Origin of the sequence: Polaribacter sp. AHE13PA, assembly GCF_019278505.1 — a bacterium.
In the GTDB taxonomy this organism is placed as follows: domain Bacteria; phylum Bacteroidota; class Bacteroidia; order Flavobacteriales; family Flavobacteriaceae; genus Polaribacter.
Window position 1 is genome coordinate 659557 of sequence record NZ_CP058985.1, and the last position, 20938, is coordinate 680494.

Genomic DNA, 20938 nt, shown 5'->3' on the forward strand with positions numbered 1-20938 from the left:
CTTAATATATAGATGGGTAATACAATTGAGGCAATTCATTTACTGGAAGATAAGTTAGAAAGCTTATTGTCAAATTATGAATTTTTGAAGAATGAAAATGAAATTCTGCTTCAGAATACAAGTAAATTACAACATCAATTAAAAGAAAGAGAGCAATTATTAGCAGCGCAGAAAAAAGAGTATGAATTGCTTAAGGTTGCCAAAACTATAGACGGCAGTGGTACAAATACAAGAGATACAAAACTCAAAATAAATACTTTAATTCGAGAAATCGACAAGTGTATCATACAGTTACACAAATAAAGTTCATTAAATTGTGGGAAAACTTAAAATTAATATTGTTATAGCAGGTAGAACTTACCCTTTAAGTGTGAACAACACTAAAGAGGAAGAAGGCATGAGAAAAGCCGCAACTGCTATTAATAAATTAATTTCTATGTATGAAGAAAATTACGCAGTAAGCGATAAACAAGATGTTTTAGCTATGTGTGCGTTACAGTTTGCATCAAAAGCAGAAATAACTTCATTAGAAAAGGATTCTACAGATAGAGAAGTAGTAGATAAAATAAAAGAGTTGACTAATTTGGTTGATTCTCATTTAAAATAAGTTCTTTAAAATATACATTAACAACACACTGCCTACGTTAGTACATTGTTTATTAAACTCAACACGATTCAATTATGAAGGATGAGTCTTAACTACTATAGCAAGCCATCTAGAATGGATCCTTGAACAGTTAGTTAGTCCTATAAGTAACCATATTTGGAGTTTAAAAAACCTCACTAATGTAGGCTTTTTTTTATATATTAAATTTAAATTATGGATGGAATGATACTTCCCATTATTGTGGGAGTTTTGATAGGAATTGCAGGTGGATTTTTGATCGCTAAAGCGATGGAAAAAGCAAAAGGAAAAAAAATACTTAGTGGCACTAGAAAAGAGGCCGCAACAATTTTAAAAGAAGCTAAGATAGATGCCGATTCTGTAAAAAAAGAAAAGATATTACAGGCAAAGGAAAAATTTATTGAATTAAAGGCTGAGCATGAAAAAGTAATTCTTACTAGAGAGAAAAAGATTTCTGATGTAGAGAAACGTATTAGAGATAGAGAGTCTCAAGTTGCCTCTGAAGTAGATAAAAATAAAAGGTTAAATAAATCTTTAGAACACAAAGAAGGAGAGTTTAATAAAAAATTAGACTTTTTAGAAAATAAAGAATCAGAATTAGAAAAAATGCACAAGCGTCATGTAGACATGCTAGAGCAAATTTCTGGTTTATCGGCAGAAGAAGCCAAAAAAGAATTGATTACTTCTTTAAAAGACGAAGCAAAAACAGAGGCAATGGCTTTTGTACAAACTTCTATTGAAGAAGCGAAGTTAACAGCAGAACAAGAAGCTAGAAAAGTAGTTTTAGGAACCATACAAAGAGTAGGTGTAGAGCAAGCAGTAGAAAACTGTGTGTCTGTATTTAACTTAGAGTCAGACGATGTTAAAGGTAGAATTATTGGTAGAGAAGGACGTAACATTAGAGCTTTAGAAGCAGCAACTGGTGTAGAAATCATCGTAGATGATACTCCGGAAGCAATTATCCTTTCTTGTTTTGACCCTGTTCGTAGAGAGATTGCAAGATTGTCTATGCATAAGTTAGTAACCGATGGTAGAATTCACCCAGCAAGAATTGAAGAGGTTGTTAAAAAGACAGAGAATCAAATTACCCAAGAAATTATTGAAGTTGGTAAAAGAACTGTAATAGAGTTAGGTATCCACGGATTGCATCCAGAATTGATAAAAACGGTGGGTAGAATGAAATATCGTTCTTCTTATGGTCAGAATTTATTACAGCACTCGCGTGAAGTAGCAAATCTTTGTGGTATTATGGCTTCGGAAATGGGCTTAAATGCAAAAGTAGCAAAACGTGCTGGTTTATTACACGATATTGGTAAAGTGCCAGATACAGAAAGCGAACTTCCACACGCATTGTTAGGTATGGAATGGGCTGAGAAATATGGTGAAAAACCGGATGTTTGTAATGCAATTGGAGCGCACCACGATGAAATTGAAATGAAAACTTTAATAGCACCAATTGTACAAGTTTGTGATGCTATTTCAGGAGCAAGACCAGGAGCAAGACGTCAGGTTTTAGATTCTTACATTCAACGTTTAAAAGATTTAGAAAATATTGCATTTGGTTTTCCAGGTGTTCAAAAAGCGTATGCTATTCAGGCAGGACGTGAATTACGTGTAATGGTAGAGAGTGGTAAGGTAAATGATACTAAAGCTGCTGAGTTATCTTTTAGTATTTCTCAGAAAATACAAAACGATATGACATATCCAGGTCAAGTAAAAGTAACTGTTATTAGAGAAACAAGAGCGGTTAATGTGGCGAAGTAGATAAAGCCCATTCTTATCCTTCCCAAAGAAGATACATTTTTGTGTTATCAAGATATTCTTATAAATCCCTATCATGTTTATGGTAGGGATTTATGCTTATATACATTTCTTAATATTTGTGTTTCTAGTCCTTTACCTTCTTTGTTGTAACATTAGCGAAGCTTTTTTATAGAGTAAATATTTGTAGTATTTACTAAGATAAAACCCACTGAAAATAAGTAAATATTTTCTTAAACTAGGATTTTAAATGCCTTATAAGAAAGGTGTTGGAGAACCCGATAAATTAAAAATTAATTAGCCTTTAGTGTATTCTTAAGGTTTTTTTATCTCCATGTTTCTTAAATTAATGTTAATATAAAATCAGAAAACCATCTCTAGGTAACAAAATGGTAAGCTAATTAGTGATTTTACTTGCAGTATGCTAACGTTCATTTTAGGTTGATTTAACTTAATATTTTTTGCTTTGTAGTTCAATAACAAAACTAAACTAACTACAAAATGAAACACAAAATTTTAAGTAAATTTTTAATTTTAATGTCACTTTTTCTTGGGACTGCAGCTTTTTCTCAGCAAGTCTTAACAGGGAAAATAATAGATGAAACAGGCGCTTTGTTACCAGAAGCAAGTGTTCATATAGTTAAAGATAATAAATGGACTACATCTGATTTTGATGGAAATTTTAAAATAGAATTTACAGATCAAAACAGTATTTTAAGAGTAGAATTTCTTGGGTATCAAAGTCAAGATATTGTTATTGGAAATAGAAAAAATATTACCATTACAATGTTACCAGAGGTTAATGCTTTAAGTGAGGTAATTGTTACGGCTTTAGGTATTAAAAGAGAACAAAAGAAAGTTGGTTATGCTACTCAAAGAGTAGATGCTTCTATTATTAAAGAAGTTGTTGCGCCAAATGCTGCAGGTTTAATTACTGGTAAAGTTGCTGGTTTAACAGTTAGTAATCCAACAGGTTTATTTCAGGCACCTTCTTTTACATTAAGAGGGAAATCTCCATTAATTGTGGTGGATGGGATTCCTGTTAGCACAGATTTTTATGACATTTCTCCAGACGATATTGTAGATATTACGGTACTAAAAGGAACTTCTGCATCTGCTTTATACGGCTATAGAGGAGGAAATGGTGCGATACAAATTACAACATCTAAAGGTCAAAAATCAGACGGATTAGAAATAACAGTTTCTCATAATACCATGGTGAGTGCTGGTTTTACTGTTTTTCCGGAAACACAAACAGAATATGGAAATGGTTCTAACGGTCAATATGAGTTTTGGGACGGACAGGATGGTGGTATTTCTGATGGAGATATGATTTGGGGACCAAAATTTGAGCCTGGAGTAAAAATAGCACAATGGAATAGTCCTATTAAAGACAATATTTCTGGTGATGTTACTCCTTGGTGGGGAGATGTAAGTGGAACAAAATATGATGATAAGTCTCGTTATTCTAGAGTGCCAATTGATTGGGAATATCATAATAATTTAAAAGACTTTTTAAGGACAGGAGTTATCAATACGACTTCTTTTTCTGTAGCAAATTCCTCTAAAAATGGGTCTTATAGATTATCTGGTAACTACAAATCGCATACCGGTAGAGTGCCAAATACCGATTTAAAAACAGGAGGATTAACTTTTAATTCAACAACAAAGTTATCAGATAAATTAACCTTAGATAGTAAATTGGCGTATAACAAAGTTTTCTCTCCTAATTATCCAAGACATGGTTACGGACCAAAAAATCACATGTACACTATCTTAATTTGGATGGGAGATGATGTAAATGGTCAAGAATTAAATGAACACAGATACATTCCAGGTCAAGAAGGATATAGACAAGCAAACTTTAATTACGCTTGGTATAATAACGTGTATTTTGCTGCTAATGAATTAAATCAGCGATACGACTCTAATGTTTTAAACGGACAATTAAAATTAAATTATCAAATTTCAGACGATTTTAGTATTCAGGCAATGGGTTCTGCAGTTATGAAAGACCGTTTTGAAAACAGAGAAAGTCCGAAATCTTATTTAAACTATGGTGACCCTAGAGATGGAGATTACAAAACTTGGAATACCAATTCTGTGGATGTAGATTATAATGTATTAGCTACCTATAATAAAGAAATTACAGATAAATTTTCTTTAAGTCTAAATGCAGGAGCTTCATCAGAATATCATAAATACCAACAAGAATATAATGCTACAGATGGTATTATTGTACCAGAATTATATAGTTTAAATAATACAAAAGGAAACGTTATAGCAAGTACAGATTTTTCTGAAAGGTCTGTAAACAGTTTATATGGAATGTTAGAATTAGATTTTGATAACAAGTTATTTTTAACATTTACAGGTAGAACGGATAAGCACTCTACATTACCAACAGATAATAATTCTTTATTTTATCCTTCTGTTTCTTTAAGTACTATTGTTTCAGAATGGATTGAATTACCAGAATCTATCAACTATTTAAAAGCTTTTGGTTCTTGGGCGCAAGTAAAAAGATCTTTAAGTGCATATCAAATAAACTCTTATTATGACAACGCGGGTACTTTTGATGGAAGTCCAGAGTTGTCGTATTCAGGGAGTTTGGTAAATCCTGATATAGAAGGATCTTTAACAACCAATGTAGAATTAGGTTTAAGTGCAGGTTTTTTAAATAATAGAATAGGGTTAGATTTTGCGTATTATAATGCAATTGACGAAAATTCAATTATTGATTTACCAATTTCTTTAGGATCTGGTTTTTCATCAAGAAAAGAAAATGCACACCAATTTACAACCAATGGTTTTGAAGTTTCTGTAAGAGCAACTCCAATTAAAAATACAGGTTTTAGATGGGATGTTTTAGCAAACTGGTCTAAAAAGGTACAGCGTTTAACAAGGTTAGATGAAGGAGCAGAACAATACAATAGCTTACGTTTAAATGATAGAACTGATGCATATTATGCAACCGTTTGGGAAAAATCTGCAGAAGGAGAATTAATTTTAGATTCTAATACAGGGATGCCAACTAAAAATCCATATGAACAAAATATAGGAAATAAAAACCCTGACTTTAGATTTGGTTTAGAAAACACTTTTAAATACAAAGGCTTTTCATTAAAGGTTGGTGTTGATGGTGTTTGGGGAGGTTTAATGAGATCTTTAACTGTAGAAAAAATGTGGTGGGGTGGTAAACATCCAAACTCTACAGAATATAGAGATGCAGAATATGCAAACGGAATTGGAACAGTATATGTACCAAATGGTGTAAATGTAACTGGTGGTTCTGTGCAAAGAGATTTAAACGGAAATGTAACATCAGATACAAGAACGTATGCAACACATACTTCTCCAGTAAGCTGGCAATCTTGGTCTCAAAACTATCCTTATAGAGCGCAAGTTACAGAAGAAGAAAGCGAAACTTTTGCCAATGTATTCGACAGATCTTACCTTAAACTAAGAACCGTTGCTTTAAGTTACGATTTAACAAATGTGTTAAAAGTAAAAGGAATTAAACAAATTAATGCAAGTATAAACGGTTACAACTTATTCATCTTAAAAAAGGCAGATATCATTGATCCAGATTACGGAAATGATGATAATTTACAAGATCCTTCTACAAGATATTTAGGTTTAGGTTTAACTTTTAAATTTTAATAAAAATGAAAAATTTTAAGATAATATTATTTTTAATGATGACTATTGTAGTCTCTTCTTGTGAAGATTTAGACATCAATGACAATCCAAATAAAGTAAGTGTAACACATCCAGATTTATTACTAACTAACATTGTAACATCTGCTTTTCAGGTAAAAGGAACAGGGGCAATGTATGCTTCAAGAATGATTGTACAAACGGATGGCGAGAGTACTTCGCAATTTTATAAATGGGATAGAGCTGGTTTTGATGCATACAATAGCTTAAGACAAGTAAGTAAAATGATGGAAGAAGCAGATAGAATTGATGATGATTCTTACAAAGGAATTGGATATTTTTTTAGAGCCTATTATTTTTATGATTTAGCCTTAACTTTTGGTGATGTTCCTTATGCAGACGCTTTAAAAGGAGAAACGGAAGATTTATATCAACCAAAATACAGTACACAAGAAGAGGTTTTTACAGGGGTTTTAGGTGAGTTAGAAATGGCAAACACTTTGTTAGATGGAACAAGTATTATTACTGGAGATCCTATTTTTAATGGAGATGTTAGCAAATGGAAAAAGTTAGTAAACTCTTTTCGTTTAAAAGTTTTGTTGACACTTTCTAAAAAGGAAGGAAGTTCTTCTTTAAATATTAAAAATGAATTTGCCTCTATTTACAACTCAGAATCTATAATAGCAACTCCAGAAGAAAGTGCACGTTTAGAATTTGTAGATGTGGTAGATTCTAGATATACAGAATTCAATTCTAGTGGGTATGGTTCTGGTTTATACATGGCATCTACTTTTATAGATATGTTGGTAGAAAGAGATGATAAACGATTATTTGCTATTGCAGGTCAGACTAAAAATGCAAAAGAAGCAGGTTTGTCTATAGATGATTTTACTGCGTACGCAGGAGGAAATCCTATTGCGGCTTATAATGATGTGAATTTAGTGGCAGCAGCCGGAGATATATCTAAAGTAAATGATAGGTATACAGCAGACCCAACAACAGAGGCACATAATCTTTTAAGTTTTTCAGAGGTTCAATTTATTTTGGCAGAAGCAGCAGTAAAAGGATGGATTTCTTCAACAAGTGCTCAAATTTATTATGAAAACGGAATTAAAGCAAATTTCGAATTCTATAATACGTATGCAAAAGGTTATGAAGCGTATTATACGCAAGCTGAAGCTGTAAATTATATTGCAGGAACAAAAGTGAACTTTTTAAATGCAACTACAGACGAAGAAAAATTAGAATTAATTCTTACTCAAAAATATTTGACTTCTTTTTTACAAGGTGGATGGAACATGTATTTTGATCATTTAAGAACAGGTTATCCAGAATTTCCATATTTAGGTTCAGATACACCTCCAACAAGATGGATTTATCCTTTAGATGAATACAATAACAATGCTACCAATGTTACGGAAGCTATTGATAGACAATTTGGAGGTTCTAATGATGGAATTAGAGAATTGACTTGGTGGTTAAAGTAAAAGAAAAACAAACTAAATAAGGTTGTAATTTTAATTATGGCCTTATTTTTAATTTAAATAAAAATGAAAAAAAAGATATTCATTACATTTTCTATACTGTTTTGTGCTCCGTTTTTGTGGGCGCAAAAAATAGAGATAAAACCTTATTTACAAGATGCAGAACCTACTTCTATTAAAATTATGTGGCAAACTGATTTTGGAGAAGAATCTATTGTTTATTGGGGAACAAAAAAGAATAAGTTAAAAAATAAAGTTTCAGGAACTTCTTTTGATATTAATTTTACAGATAAAAGAGTGCATGAAGTTGCAATAACAGACTTAACAAGGTTTACAACCTATTTTTATAAAGTACAAACAGGTAAAGCTGTTTCTGAAGTGTATCAATTTAAAACACCTCCTTTTGCAGGCAGTTCTAAAAAGATAAACTTAGTCGCTATGAGTGATATGCAAAATGATTGGCAGCATCCAACAAAATTTCAAGAAATTGTAGAAGAAGGTGTTTTACCTTATTTTAAGGAAAATTTCGACGGAGATATTTCAGACAATCTAGCAATGGTGGTAATTCCAGGAGATTTGGTAGTTACTGGCAGTACTTTTAATCAATGGGAAGAACATTTTTTTAAACAATCAGAAAAATTATTTTCTCAAGTGCCTATGTATCCAGTTCCTGGGAATCATGAACGGAATTCAGATTATTTCTTTAAGTATTTTAGCCTTCCTAAAAACGGAAGTCCAGAATATGCAGAACATTGGTGGTTTAAAGATTATGCTAATACCCGAATTATTGGTTTAGACTCTAATGATGGTTATCGAAATATAAAGCAACAATTAGCTTGGTTAAAAGAGCTTTTGACTAAAACAGCCCAAAATGATTCTATAGATTTTGTTTTTGCACAATTACATCATCCACATAAATCTGAGCTATGGATTCCTGGTGAAGAAGATTTCTCAGGAAAAGTTGTTAAATTATTAGAAGATTTTACCAAAGAATCTAATAAACCAAGTTTGCACTTTTTCGGACACACACATGGCTATTCTAGAGGACAATCTAAAGAGCACAAACATCTTTGGGTAAATGTTGCTTCCGCCGGAGGCGCAATTGATAATTGGGGCGAATTTGAAGGTAGAGATTATGACGAATTTACAGTAACACAAGACGAATATGGTTTTGTTTTAGCAACCATAGATCCAGATAAAGAGAACCCTTCTTTTACCTTAAAAAGAATAAGTAGAGGTAATAATATTGAATTTAGAAATAACGAATTAAGAGATAGTATTACGGTTTTTAAAAAAACGATTCAGCCAAAAACACCTGTTTTAGTTAGTTTTAGCAAAGAAGAACAACCTATTTATAAAGTAGTTTTAAAAGCAAATTCTTTTACAAGTGATAAAAAAGATACTTTTCATGCAGGAGCAAATTGGCAAGTATCTACCACAGCAGATTTTGCAAAACCAACTTATGATTCATGGAAACAACATGAAAATTGGTATTACAGAGAAAACCGACAAAAGAATGATGATTTAACGGATGAGGTTTTAGACAGAAAACTACAAAATGATACTACCTATTATGTCCGTGTACGTTACAGAGATCAATTTTTAAATTGGAGTAATTGGTCTGCGATAAAAACATTTAAAACAATTAAATAATGAAAATATTAAAATTATTAAGTGTCTTTTTTTTGTTGATGTTAGCTGCGTGTTCTTCAGAAAAAAAGAATGAAATAACCTTTGTAGAAGACGACTCTAATAAGGTTTTTGTAATTACTTTAGATGGTTTGCGTTGGCAAGAATTGTTTGCTGGTGCTGATTCTTTATTGGTAGGAAATAAAGAATATGTTGGGAATCCCGAAAGTTTGAAAAAAGAATTTTGGAGGGAATCTGCAATCAAAAGAAGAGAAGTGTTGCTTCCTTTTATTTGGGGGGAAGTTGCTAAAACAGGGCAAATTCACGGAAACCGTTGGGAAGGAAGTAAAATGAATTTAACCAACGGAATGCATTTTTCGTATCCGGGTTATAATGAGATTTTAACAGGAAAGGCAGATGATGTAAGAATTAATAGCAACAATAAAATTCAGAATCCGAATACTACGTTTTTAGAAATAGCAGAAAAATCGGAAGCCTATAAAGGTAAGGTTGTTGCTTTAGGAAGTTGGGATGTTTTTCCGTCGATTATCAATGAAGAAAGAAGCGGTTTATATGTAAATGCAGGTTTTAGAGAAGCAAAAGGTACTGATTTGTCAGATAAAGAAGTTTTCTTAAATGAATTACAAGCAGAAACTCCGAGTCCTTGGGGAGGTGTTCGTTTAGATGTTTTTACACATCATTATGCTTTAGAAACAATCAAGAAAAAACATCCGAAGTTGGTGTTTATTTCTTACGGAGAAACCGATGATTTTGCACATGACGGAGAATATGATGCGTATTTAAAATCGGCACAAAGAACAGATGCATTCCTTAAAAAACTTTGGGACTTTACAGTACAAGATCCTTTTTATAAAGGAAAAACGACTTTTATAATTACGACAGATCATGGTAGAGGTACAGAACCTTTAGAAACCTGGAAACATCATGGAGACTCCATAAAAGATACAGACCAAGTTTGGGTAATTGCTTTTGGAAATAAAATTGAAGCAAAAGGAGAAATTGTATCGGAAGAACAATTGTATACAAATCAAGTAGCTGCTTCTGTAGGAAAGCTTTTAGATTTAGAAGTAACAACAGATTCAATTGGGAAACCTTTTTCTTTTATAAAGTAAGAAGTTGTTTTTAACAAGTTAAAAAGGCTGTCTTTAAATTGTTTTTTTGTCAACCTGAATTTATTTTAGGTTCTTAGAACTAGATGCTGAAACAAGTTCAGTATGACAAGATTTAAACTTTTTTAGACAGTTTTTTTTATTTTCTAGGATGATAGGTTTCTACCACTTCTTTTAAATAACTTTTATCTAAATGCACATACACTTCGGTTGTGGTAATACTTTCATGACCTAACATTTGTTGAATAGCTCTTAAGTCTGCTCCGTTTTTTAACAAATGTGTAGCAAAAGAATGACGCAACGTATGCGGACTAATTTTCTTTTTTAAATCAATTTCCAGAGATAGATTTTTAAGAATGATAAAAATCATTTGTCTGGTTAACCCTTTGCCGCGTCTGTTTAAGAAAACCGTGTCTTCAAAACCTTTTTGCGGTGTGATATGAGTTCTAATGTCTTTTATATAAGACGAAATATATTTTTGAGCAGCATAATGAATCGGTACAAAACGCTGTTTATTTCCTTTACCGATCACTCTTACAAAACCTTCTTCAAAAAATAAATCAGAAATTTGTAGTGTAATAAGTTCACTCACACGCAAACCGCAACTGTACAAAGTTTCTAAAATAGTTCTGTTTCTTTCGCCTTGCGGATGACTTAAATCGATAGCAGAAATAAGTGCATTTATTTCATCTTCGGACAAGGTATCTGGTAATTTTCTTCCAATTTTTGGAGCTTCAATTAAATCTGTCGGATTGGTTTCTCTATAATCTTCAAAAATTAAATAATCAAAAAAACTACGCAAACCAGAAATAATACGAGCTTGACTTCTAGGATTCACTTTTTTAGCAACTTCATAAATAAATTGCTGAATGGACTCTTCGTCAATAGTAATAGGAGTGTGGTTGATTTCATTTTCTTCTAAAAACAACATCAGTTTTTCTAAATCTCTCGTGTAGCTATCAATTGTGTTTTTAGAAAGCCCTCTTTCTATCTTTAAAAAGAGTTGAAAATCTCTAATTGCGTTTTGCCATTTCATGGGATAAAGATATTAAAAGTTAGCAGAAAAGATAGCTAAAGAATTTTACTAGGGTTTCTTATAAAATTATTTTTAAAAGAAACCTTACTAATACAACTAGTTGAGTAGTTCTTTTTATGCTAAAAATTTACTCAATTTCATTTGAGTCAACTTTTAAATCTTTTCCGTTCAAGTAAAAAGCAGTACTGATTTACTTTTGTAGAGAACTTAAAAATTTAAAAATTATGAAGAAATTATTGATAGTTGCTTTTGTAACAATAATGGGTGTAGGTGCTGCAAATGCACAAGAAGGTATTTTAAATGGAGGGCTAAATGTAGGAGTGCCTACAGGTGATGCCAATGACTTTTATGGTTTAACTTTAGGAGCAGAGTTAAATTATATGTATCCTGTTGCAGATGGTTTTACTTTAGGTCCATCGATACAATATTCTCACTTTTTTGGTAAAGATGTTGAGGTGTTAGGAGGGAGTTCTATTGAGGTTTCAGACGCTTCTTTTTTACCAATATCTGGTGCTGCAAGATTTAATGTTTCAGAAAAATTTGTAGTTGGAGCAAACCTTGGTTATGCAATAGGTTTAAGTGAAGATTTAGATGGTGGTTTTTATTATAGACCCGTAGTTGGTTATAAAATTAATGATACCACACAATTGAATGTCTCTTATTCTGGAATTTCAAATGATGGTTTAGAAATGAATAATGTTAGTTTGGGCGTAATGTTCGGAATCTAAAATAGAAATATTGATTATATTTACAAACGGAAGCTGAAAAGCTTCCGTTTTTTTGTTGAAAAAATGTATTTTTGATTTATGAAGCTACTTATACTAAACGGACCTAATTTAAACTTATTAGGAAAAAGAGAACCAGAAATTTATGGTTCAGAAACTTTTGAAGATTATTTTAGAACACTTCAATTAAAGTTTAATGATGTAGAGTTGTCTTATTTTCAGTCGAATAGTGAAGGTGCTATCATCGATAAATTACACGAAGTTGGTTTTTCATATGATGGTGTTGTTATGAATGCAGGTGCATATACGCATACATCTGTTGCTATTGCAGATGCAATTAGTGGTATTACAACTTCAGTTGTAGAAGTGCATATTTCTAATGTACACAATAGAGAAGCTTTTAGACATAAATCTTATTTATCTCCGGTTTGTAAAGGAGTTATTTTAGGTTTTGGTCTAAAGAGTTATGAGTTGGGAATTGAGAGTTTTTTGTAGGTGGAAAAAGAAAAAGAAATATCGGTTGTAATTCCTTTGTACAGATGTGCAAACACTATAGAAGAGCTATGCATAAGATTAATAAAAGTTTTTTCAAAATTAAATATTTCTTATGAAATTATTTTAATAAATGATGGAAGTCCAGAAAATGATTGGGAAGTAGCTTTAAAATTATCCGAAGGAAATAATAATATAAAATCTATCAATTTAAGTAGAAATTTTGGTCAACACCCAGCAATCTTTTGTGGATTGGAATTTTCAAGAGGAGATTGGGTTGTGGTTATGGACGGAGATTTACAAGATGTACCAGAGGAAATTGAAAAATTATATAACAAAGCATTAAAAGGGTTTCCAATTGTTTTAGGAGCGAGAGAAGAAAGGAAAGATACGTTTACAAAGAAGTTAGGTTCGTTAATATTTTACAAAATTTTAAACTTTTTTACAGGATCTAATTTATCACATCAAGTAGGTAATTTTGGGGTGTATCATAAAGATGTTATTCTTTCTGTATTATCATTAGGAGATGCCATAAAGTTTTTGCCAACTATGATTAATTGGGTAGGTTATGATAAAGTAGTTGTACCTGTAAAACATGCTAAAAGGTTGGAGGGGAGTTCTAGTTATAGTTTTGGTAAATTATTAAGTTTGGCGTTTGATAATATTGTATCTTTTTCTAATAAGCCTTTAAAGATTTTTGTAAAGTTTGGGTTTTTGCTTGTATTTATTTCTGTATTAATGATTGTATACAACTTATATTTAAGTTTATCTAATCATATTGTTGTTAAAGGATATTCAACTATTATTATTTCAATATGGTTTTTATCGGGTTGTTTAATTTCTATTATGGGGGTTATCGGCGTGTATTTAGGTAAAGTATTTGACAAAGTAAAGGCAAGACCCTCTTATATTGTATATCAAAAAAAGAATATATGATAGTAGAATATTTAGAATGGGATTCGATTTTTTTTGGAATTGATGTTTATAGAAGTAAATGTAAAAGTGCTGTAAAAGCTAACGAAATACAACTTAATAAAGGATTAACTTATTTGTTTTGTGAAGAAGCGGTAACGTTATTAGAGAAGTCTTTATTTGATGTTAAAGTTACTTTTACTAAAATACTGACTCAGAGAAAAACAGAAATAGATCCTAAAATAATTTCTTATCCTTTAGGTAATAAGGTTTCTAAAGAATTACTTTATTTAACTTATCAAAGTGGTCAGTATTCTAGATTTAAAATAGACCCTAAAATACCTAATGATAAATTTTTAGAATTTTATAAATTATGGATTTTAAACTCTGTAAATAGAAGTTTTAGTGATGAGGTATTTACCTATAAAATTGACGGAATTGATGTTGGCATGGTTACCTTAAAAAAAGATAAAAAAGTCTGTAAAATTGGTTTGTTAGCTGTTGATAAAGATCAAAGAGGTGCTAAAATTGGTAGTAAGTTAATGTTGGCTGTAGAAAAGTGGGCATTAGACAATGGGTGCAGTGAAATCTCAGTTGAAACTCAAGAAAGTAATAAAATTGCTGTAACATTTTATAAGAAAATACAGTATAATATTGTACAAAAAGAATATATATATCATCTATGGGAGTAAATACTGTAACACCATTTAACAAACCTTATTTAACGGGTAATGAAACAAAATATATAGAACAAGCTGTTGCTTCTGGGAAAATTTCTGGTAATGGGGTTTTTACACAAAAATGCCAACACTTTTTTGAAGAAAGATATGGTATTCAAAAAGCATTATTAACTACTTCTTGTACAGATGCTTTGGAGATGTGTGCTATTCTTTTAAATATAAAAGAAGGAGATGAGGTTATTATGCCTTCTTATACATTTGTATCTACAGCAAACGCTTTTGTGTTAAGAGGCGCTAAAATTGTGTTTGCAGATTCCAGAGAAGATCAACCTAATATTGATGAAAATAAGCTAGAAGACTTAATTACATCAAAAACAAAAGCAATTGTTGTAGTACATTATGCAGGTGTAGCTTGCGAAATGGATACAGTTATGGCATTGGCTAAAAAATATGGAATTTATGTGGTTGAAGATGCCGCCCAAGCGATAGAATCTTTTTACAAAGGAAAAGCATTAGGAAGTATTGGTCATTTGTCGGCATTTTCTTTTCACGAAACAAAAAATGTAATTAGTGGAGAAGGTGGTTTGTTGGGTATTAATGATGAACAATTTATAGAAAGAGCAGAAATTATCTGGGAAAAAGGAACCAATCGTTCCGCTTTTTTTAGAGGAGAAATAGATAAATATGGTTGGGTAGATGTAGGGTCTTCTTTTTTACCTTCAGAAATTATTGCAGCATTCTTATGGGCTCAATTAGAAAATTTAGAAGATATTCAGCAAAGAAGAAAAGAAATTTGGAATACATATTATAAGTTTTTTAAAGAAGAGGAAAAGGTGTCATTACCAATGGTGCCCAATTATGCAACAAATAATGCACACATGTTTTATGTGCTTTTAGCATCTTTGAAAAAGAGAAATGAGTTTATTTCTGGGTATAAAGAAAGAGCAGTAAATCCTGTTTTTCATTATGTAAGCTTGCACTCTAGTCCGTATTTTAAAGATAAGCATGATGGCAGAGAATTACCTAATTGCGATAGATATGCAGATACTTTGGTAAGAATGCCTTTGTTTTATGAGTTGGAACAATCTTGTGTTATTTATGAATAAGAAAAATATTTTAAATTTATTTGTAGGTTTTAGTATTCTAACCACTAGTGTTTATGCAGCTATAAGATTGTTGTCAATATTTATTCAGACAGGACTTATAAGAGATGAAGTTTTTTTTATTAAAGGATTTGATGTTTTTATAGATTCTGGGTTTTCAGAGGCAAATGTTTTAGGAAATTCAACTTTCTTTAATTGTATTTCCTTTTTATTTTATCAAGTAGGTATAGAAAGGGTAATGGCAATGAGAATGACTAGCTTGTTTTTTGGTCTGGCTAGTATTTTATTACTTTGGTTGTTTGTTAAAAGAAATTATAGTTATTTACCCAAACTCTATAGAAGATCCATTATAATTACTTCTGTTAATGCCATGGTATTATTATCTTTTATATTTAAAGGCATTAACGATAGCGTATTAACTTTTTTTACGTTATTATTTTTTATAATTTTTTTCCACATAAAAAAAAATAGAGAAAGTAAAAGTCTTTATATTTATTTGGGGCTTATTCTCGCGTTAATGTTGTCAACAAGAATGATGAGTGTTTTAATCTTTCCAACATTTTTTCTTATTTTAGGTGTCTATTTTTATAAAGAAAAAATAAATTATAAACTCATTATTCATAAAAGCACATTCATAGTAGTTAGTTTTATAATTGGTTTATTGTTATTAAATTACCCCTCTATAAAAGAAAAAGGGAAACTTTCTTTTATGGAAAAAAAGATAGAATATAAAAATGTTTCTTGGCCTCAAGTACAATACTTAACAGCAATTTGGTTAGAGGAAGGTAAATTAAAATATGGTAAACATTGTAAACCAGAAGATGTTGTTGCTTATATTGATGAAAATGGGAGTAATTCATTACCTAATTCAGTTTTTGAAACAATAACATTTAATATTCCTAGAAGTATAAAAACATCAACTAGAGAAGCTGTTTATTTGATAAAACCTTATACAAGAATACTTGGACTCGTTTTTGTTTTTGGTTTATTTTTCTTTTTTAAAGGTGTTTTTAAAAAAGAGATTACTTTTAAAAAAATTATTAATAATGAAATAGCTGCTTTTTTTATAAATTACAACATAATTATTGTTTTAATTATTTGTTCTTATGTAGAACCTAGATGGTTTTTACCTGTAATTGTATTAATACCAATTTTGTTTTTTTCTTATTTTTATAAGTATGTAAAAAGTAAAAACAAAAATAAGCTTGAATTTTTATTTTTTGTAGCACATTTTTTGTTATTGGGATTGATGAATATGAAGTTTATAATTAATAATTATAAATATCTTATATAATTTAGAATTGACATTTTTTTTAAAAATAAGTAAAGAGTTTAAAACTACTTTTAATATTTGTTTTAATGGATTCAATAAGAATAACACTGCTTTTTGATTACTAATATAAATTTACGTTTAATAGTTTTATGTTATATACTGTTTATAATATAGTTGCTTTGGTGTTAGTTTTGCTAGTTTTATTCCCCATTAATATTTATAAAATTCTATAAGTTATTTTTTTATGATTTGATAAGGTTCTTTTTTTTTAATGCATAAAAAGATATAATTATGGTTGATGTTAAGTGTTAAAATCATTAAATAAATTATATTTGTTTTTTAGAAAATTTAATAAATGGAGAAAGAAAAGTGGCTTTTTGAAATAACGCCAAAAACAAGTCTTTTAGACTTAAACTTAAAAGAAGTTTGGCAATATAGAGATTTGTTAATGCTTTTTGTAAAACGAGATGTTGTTACATTATATAAGCAAACAATTTTAGGTCCTTTATGGTATTTAATACAACCTTTATTTACTTCTATTATATTTACATTAGTTTTTAATAATATAGCAGGAATTTCAACAGGTTCAGTTCCTCCTTTTTTATTCAATTTAGCTGGTATTACTATTTGGAACTATTTTAAAGAATGTTTAATAGCAACATCAGATACTTTTAAAAAGAATGAAGCAATTTTTGGAAAAGTGTATTTTCCTAGAGTAATAATGCCTATGTCTATAGTTGTTTCTAACTTATTGAAATTTGGGATTCAAATATTTATTTTTATATGTTTTTATATTTACTATTATTTTAATGGCTTTCAGGTTTTACCTAATGCATACATTTTATTTTTCCCTTTATTAATCATTGCAATGGGGATGATGGGCTTGGGATTAGGAATGATAATTAGTTCTATGGTTACCAAATATAGAGATTTAACTTTTTTAGTTTCTTTTGGTGTTCAATTATTAATGTATATATCTGCGGTAATGTATCCTTTAGATTTAATGAGAGAAAAATTAATTAATACTGAAGAAGGAACAGATTATTCTTGGATTGTAGATTTTAATCCGATTGCTCACTTAATAGAGTTTGGTCGATTTATACTTTTAAATGATGGTAATTACTCTACTTTCGGAATTATTTATACATCTATATTTACCATTATAGTTTTCTTTTTAGGATTATTAATTTTTAATAAAACTGAAAAAACGTTTATAGATACAATTTAGATATGGAAAAAGAAGTAATCTTAAAGGTAGAAAATTTATCTAAGCAATATCGTTTAGGAACAGTTGGTACAGGTACAATTAGTCATGATTTTAATCGATTTTTAGCAAAAATAAGAGGAAAAGAAGACCCATATTTAAAAGTAGGAGAATCTAATAATAGGGCTACAAAAGGTGAATCTGAATATGTTTGGGCTTTAAAAGATATTAATTTTGAAGTTAAAAAAGGAGAAGTTCTAGGTATTATTGGTAAAAACGGTGCAGGGAAATCTACTCTTTTAAAGATTTTATCAAAAGTAACGGGCCCAACTACAGGTTCTATCAAATCTAAAGGAAGAATTGCTTCTTTATTAGAAGTTGGTACCGGTTTTCATCCAGAAATGACAGGGAGAGAAAATGTTTTTTTAAATGGTGCAATCTTAGGGATGACTAAAAAAGAAATCTCTGAAAAATTAGATGAAATTGTAGAGTTTTCTGGTTGTGAACGTTATATAGATACACCTGTAAAACGTTATTCTAGCGGAATGAAGGTTCGTTTGGCTTTTGCTGTAGCAGCTCATTTAGAACCAGATATTTTAATTGTAGATGAGGTTTTGGCTGTTGGAGATGCTGAGTTTCAAAAGAAAGCCATTGGTAAGATGCAAGATATTTCTAATAGTGATGGAAGAACAGTATTGTTTGTTAGTCATGATTTAGTTGCAATAAAAAGCCTTTGTTTTAGAGGTGTTTTATTAGAAGATGGTAAGGTTTCTTGTATAGGTGAAATAGAAGAAGTCCTCAACCAATATGAAAGTTTAAATTTGAAAAAAGTATTAAAAAATGATACCGCTTTTTTTGATTTTAAAAAACAATTTGGAATACAATCTATAAAAACCTTTAGCAATAATAAACAAACAAGAATTATAAAAGCTGGTTCTGAATTTAAAATAGAATTTACTTATAATGTAAAAGAAGATTATTTTGCTCCAGAATTAGGTATAGGAATTTGTAATAACAAGAGAGAGTCTATTATGAGGTTTAATAATCTACATGTAGGTTTTCCTCTTAAAATAACTAAAGGAACTAATATTGTAAATTTAATTATATCTAACTTTCCAATTTACAGAGAGGGGGAATATTACATAACAATTTACTTTGGAAGTTTATCTAATTTTGAAGCACTGGAAGATGCATTTTCTATAAAAGTTAAAGAAGATAATGTGTTTAATTCAAGTAGAATCTTGGAAAATAAACATAATTTAATTATCCATAAAGCAATAAGTTATTCACAACCTTAAAAAGTAAAACTCTAATTTAGTGCTATGTTTAATTATAGATTTAAATTTAATTAATGATTCCAAAAATAATACATTATTGTTGGTTTGGCGGAGCACCAAAACCAGATTTGGTAAAAGACTGTATTTCTTCTTGGAAAAAGTATTTACCAGATTACCAGTTTATGGAATGGAATGAAAAAAACACTAAATTTGAACATCGCTTTGTTAAAAATGCTTATAAATTAAAAAAATGGGCATTTGTTTCTGATTATGTTAGGTTACAAAAAACATATGAATATGGAGGTATTTATTTAGATACAGATGTGTTGGTCGTAAAAAACTTTGATGAACTTTTAAAAAATAAAATGTTTGTTGGAATTGAAGATAAATTAACTATTAATGCAGCTATTTTTGGAGCAACTAAAAACCATCTATTTATTTCTAAAATTTTAGAAAAGTATAGTAATTTAAAAATTGGAGGATTTGTGAACTTATTTTCCATTGCCATTCCTAAAATAATCACTGAGACGTTTAAAAAAACATATAATTATAATGATCTTTTTTTATCTAAAATAGAAAAAGAAGATATTATCGTTTATCCTACCGATTATTTCTATCCATTACCGTCCAATAAGTCTTCAGAAAAAAATAATTATAAAAATTATTTAACGGCAAATAGTTATGCCGTGCATCTTTGGGATGCATCATGGGTAGATTTTAATGAGTTTGAATATATTAGGGCAAGAAAGTATAATAAAGGTTTTGTTGAGTTAGTGAAAAATGTAAATCACGAACAAAAAATAAATTATAAATATTTAAGAAAGATATTATCAGCTATAAAGGAATCCATTTTAAAACCTAAAAGCTTAAACTGTTAAATGATTTTAAGGATAATAATAAAGAGAGAATTGAGGAACATTCAGGAAAGAGTTTTAAAAAAAAAACTCTCTAAATTTAAAATAAATAATTTATAAAATAAATATGAAGCTTGTAAATGTTGCTGGTGGTTTAGGTAATCAAATGTTTGATTATGCTCTTTGTCTGGCTTTTAGAAAACAAGGCAATAAAACTTTTGTATTTGTATCAGAGGATTATAATTCACATTCTTACGGTCATCAGGGATATGAATTGGAGAAGTTGTTTTCTATAAATAAATCTGAACATAAATCGTATGGGTATAAATGGTATATACAATTATTAATAAAAGTCTTAAAGAAATTTTCATCAAGACGTAGACTTAAAATATACAAAATACTTCAATTAGAAGTTATTACAGAACCTAAAAGTTTTTGTTTTTATAAAAAAGTATTTAATCAAAATAAATCATTAAATCAATTATATTTAGGTACATGGCAGAGTGAGAAATATTTCCTAAATGCAAAAAAAGAAGTTAGAGACTGCTTTAAGTTTAATAAAAACTTATTGTCTAAAGATACAAAATTACTTGCTATAGAAATGCAAGAGTGTAATAGTGTCTTTGTCCATATTAGAAGAGGGGATTATCTAAGCGAAAAATACGTTACAGCGTTAGGTAATATTTGTAATTTGAGTTATTATGAGAAATCTATACAATATTTATCGAAGAGTATTAACAATCCAAGGTTTTATTTTTTTTCAGATGATCAAGAATGGGTTAAAGAAAACTTAAATATTGAATCAGCTACTTACGTTCAGTTTAACTATGGAGATAATTCGTGGCAAGATATGTATTTAATGACTCAAGCTAAACACGGTATTATAGCTAATAGTACTTTTAGTTGGTGGGGAGCTTGGTTGATAGAAAATTCAAAAAAAATTATAATAGGACCAAAAAAATGGTGTAATGGTTCAGAGGATGATGATATAATTCCAAATGAATGGATTAAAATGTAATTTTTTTTGAACTAACAACTTTATTCAGCGTGCATATTTAAAAAATAATTATTTCTAAATTTTTAATAAACTTTA

General features: G+C 29.7%; 18 protein-coding genes and 1 other RNA gene. 18 read left to right on the forward strand and 1 reads right to left on the reverse strand.

Features of this window, described 5'->3' with window-relative positions; genetic code table 11:
* The first annotated feature begins 12 nt into the window (after nt 1-12).
* The 8 genes from H0I28_RS02905 to H0I28_RS02940 all read left to right on the forward strand — a co-directional run bounded on the left by H0I28_RS02905 (nt 13) and on the right by H0I28_RS02940 (nt 10292).
* Entirely contained in the window at nt 13-303 is a 291-nt protein-coding gene (locus H0I28_RS02905; protein WP_208888974.1) for a hypothetical protein, read from the forward strand.
* Between the two features lie 13 nt (nt 304-316).
* The gene (locus H0I28_RS02910) at nt 317-607 is read left to right on the forward strand and encodes a cell division protein ZapA (RefSeq protein WP_068448476.1); all 291 of its coding nucleotides are present in this window, start codon (nt 317-319) and stop codon (nt 605-607) included.
* Nucleotides 608-663: 56 nt separating this feature from the next.
* Nucleotides 664-772: non-coding RNA, 6S RNA (ssrS, locus tag H0I28_RS02915), on the forward strand.
* Between the two features lie 48 nt (nt 773-820).
* Nucleotides 821-2389 (forward strand): ribonuclease Y, encoded by a 1569-nt coding sequence (gene rny / locus H0I28_RS02920; RefSeq protein WP_218733207.1) that lies wholly within the window; start codon nt 821-823, stop codon nt 2387-2389.
* A gap of 498 nt (nt 2390-2887) precedes the next feature.
* Nucleotides 2888-6049 carry a SusC/RagA family TonB-linked outer membrane protein gene (locus tag H0I28_RS02925; protein ID WP_218760396.1) on the forward strand — a complete coding sequence of 1054 codons (3162 nt, stop codon included), beginning with the start codon at nt 2888-2890 and terminating at the stop codon, nt 6047-6049.
* A gap of 5 nt (nt 6050-6054) precedes the next feature.
* A complete protein-coding gene (locus tag H0I28_RS02930; RefSeq protein WP_218760397.1) occupies nt 6055-7533 on the forward strand; it encodes a SusD/RagB family nutrient-binding outer membrane lipoprotein in 1479 nt (492 codons plus the stop codon).
* A 63-nt stretch (nt 7534-7596) separates the two neighbouring features.
* Complete coding sequence (locus tag H0I28_RS02935) at nt 7597-9183, forward strand: metallophosphoesterase family protein (RefSeq protein ID WP_218760398.1); 1587 nt, start codon at nt 7597-7599, stop codon at nt 9181-9183.
* Nucleotides 9183-10292: an alkaline phosphatase family protein gene (locus tag H0I28_RS02940; RefSeq protein WP_254712826.1), complete on the forward strand. Its 1110-nt coding sequence runs from the start codon at nt 9183-9185 to the stop codon at nt 10290-10292. The genes H0I28_RS02935 and H0I28_RS02940 overlap by 1 nt, the downstream gene beginning before the upstream one ends.
* Before the next feature lie 136 nt (nt 10293-10428).
* Here H0I28_RS02940 and xerD read toward each other — a convergent pair whose 3' ends face one another.
* Nucleotides 10429-11325, reverse strand: a complete 897-nt coding sequence (xerD, locus tag H0I28_RS02945; RefSeq protein ID WP_218760400.1) for a site-specific tyrosine recombinase XerD — start codon at nt 11323-11325, stop codon at nt 10429-10431.
* A gap of 224 nt (nt 11326-11549) precedes the next feature.
* Here xerD and H0I28_RS02950 point away from each other — a divergent pair, with 224 nt between their 5' ends.
* From H0I28_RS02950 to H0I28_RS02995, 10 genes are all read left to right on the forward strand, one after another.
* A complete protein-coding gene (locus H0I28_RS02950) occupies nt 11550-12053 on the forward strand; it encodes a transporter (protein WP_218760401.1) in 504 nt (167 codons plus the stop codon).
* 78 nt (nt 12054-12131) lie between these two features.
* Complete coding sequence (aroQ, locus tag H0I28_RS02955; protein WP_218760403.1) at nt 12132-12545, forward strand: type II 3-dehydroquinate dehydratase; 414 nt, start codon at nt 12132-12134, stop codon at nt 12543-12545.
* Nucleotides 12546-13478 (forward strand): glycosyltransferase family 2 protein, encoded by a 933-nt coding sequence (locus H0I28_RS02960; RefSeq protein WP_218760404.1) that lies wholly within the window; start codon nt 12546-12548, stop codon nt 13476-13478.
* Entirely contained in the window at nt 13475-14146 is a 672-nt protein-coding gene (locus tag H0I28_RS02965; RefSeq protein ID WP_218760406.1) for a GNAT family N-acetyltransferase, read from the forward strand. The genes H0I28_RS02960 and H0I28_RS02965 overlap by 4 nt, the downstream gene beginning before the upstream one ends.
* Nucleotides 14137-15240: a dTDP-4-amino-4,6-dideoxygalactose transaminase gene (rffA, locus tag H0I28_RS02970; protein WP_218760408.1), complete on the forward strand. Its 1104-nt coding sequence runs from the start codon at nt 14137-14139 to the stop codon at nt 15238-15240. The genes H0I28_RS02965 and rffA overlap by 10 nt, the downstream gene beginning before the upstream one ends.
* The gene (locus H0I28_RS02975; protein ID WP_218760409.1) at nt 15233-16531 is read left to right on the forward strand and encodes a hypothetical protein; all 1299 of its coding nucleotides are present in this window, start codon (nt 15233-15235) and stop codon (nt 16529-16531) included. The genes rffA and H0I28_RS02975 overlap by 8 nt, the downstream gene beginning before the upstream one ends.
* A 334-nt stretch (nt 16532-16865) precedes the next feature.
* Entirely contained in the window at nt 16866-17738 is an 873-nt protein-coding gene (locus H0I28_RS02980) for an ABC transporter permease (RefSeq protein WP_218733229.1), read from the forward strand.
* A 2-nt stretch (nt 17739-17740) separates the two neighbouring features.
* Complete coding sequence (locus tag H0I28_RS02985; RefSeq protein WP_218733231.1) at nt 17741-19012, forward strand: ABC transporter ATP-binding protein; 1272 nt, start codon at nt 17741-17743, stop codon at nt 19010-19012.
* A 53-nt stretch (nt 19013-19065) separates the two neighbouring features.
* A complete protein-coding gene (locus H0I28_RS02990) occupies nt 19066-19869 on the forward strand; it encodes a glycosyltransferase (protein ID WP_218760411.1) in 804 nt (267 codons plus the stop codon).
* A gap of 103 nt (nt 19870-19972) precedes the next feature.
* The gene (locus tag H0I28_RS02995; protein ID WP_218752772.1) at nt 19973-20863 is read left to right on the forward strand and encodes an alpha-1,2-fucosyltransferase; all 891 of its coding nucleotides are present in this window, start codon (nt 19973-19975) and stop codon (nt 20861-20863) included.
* The last annotated feature ends 75 nt before the right edge of the window (nt 20864-20938 follow it).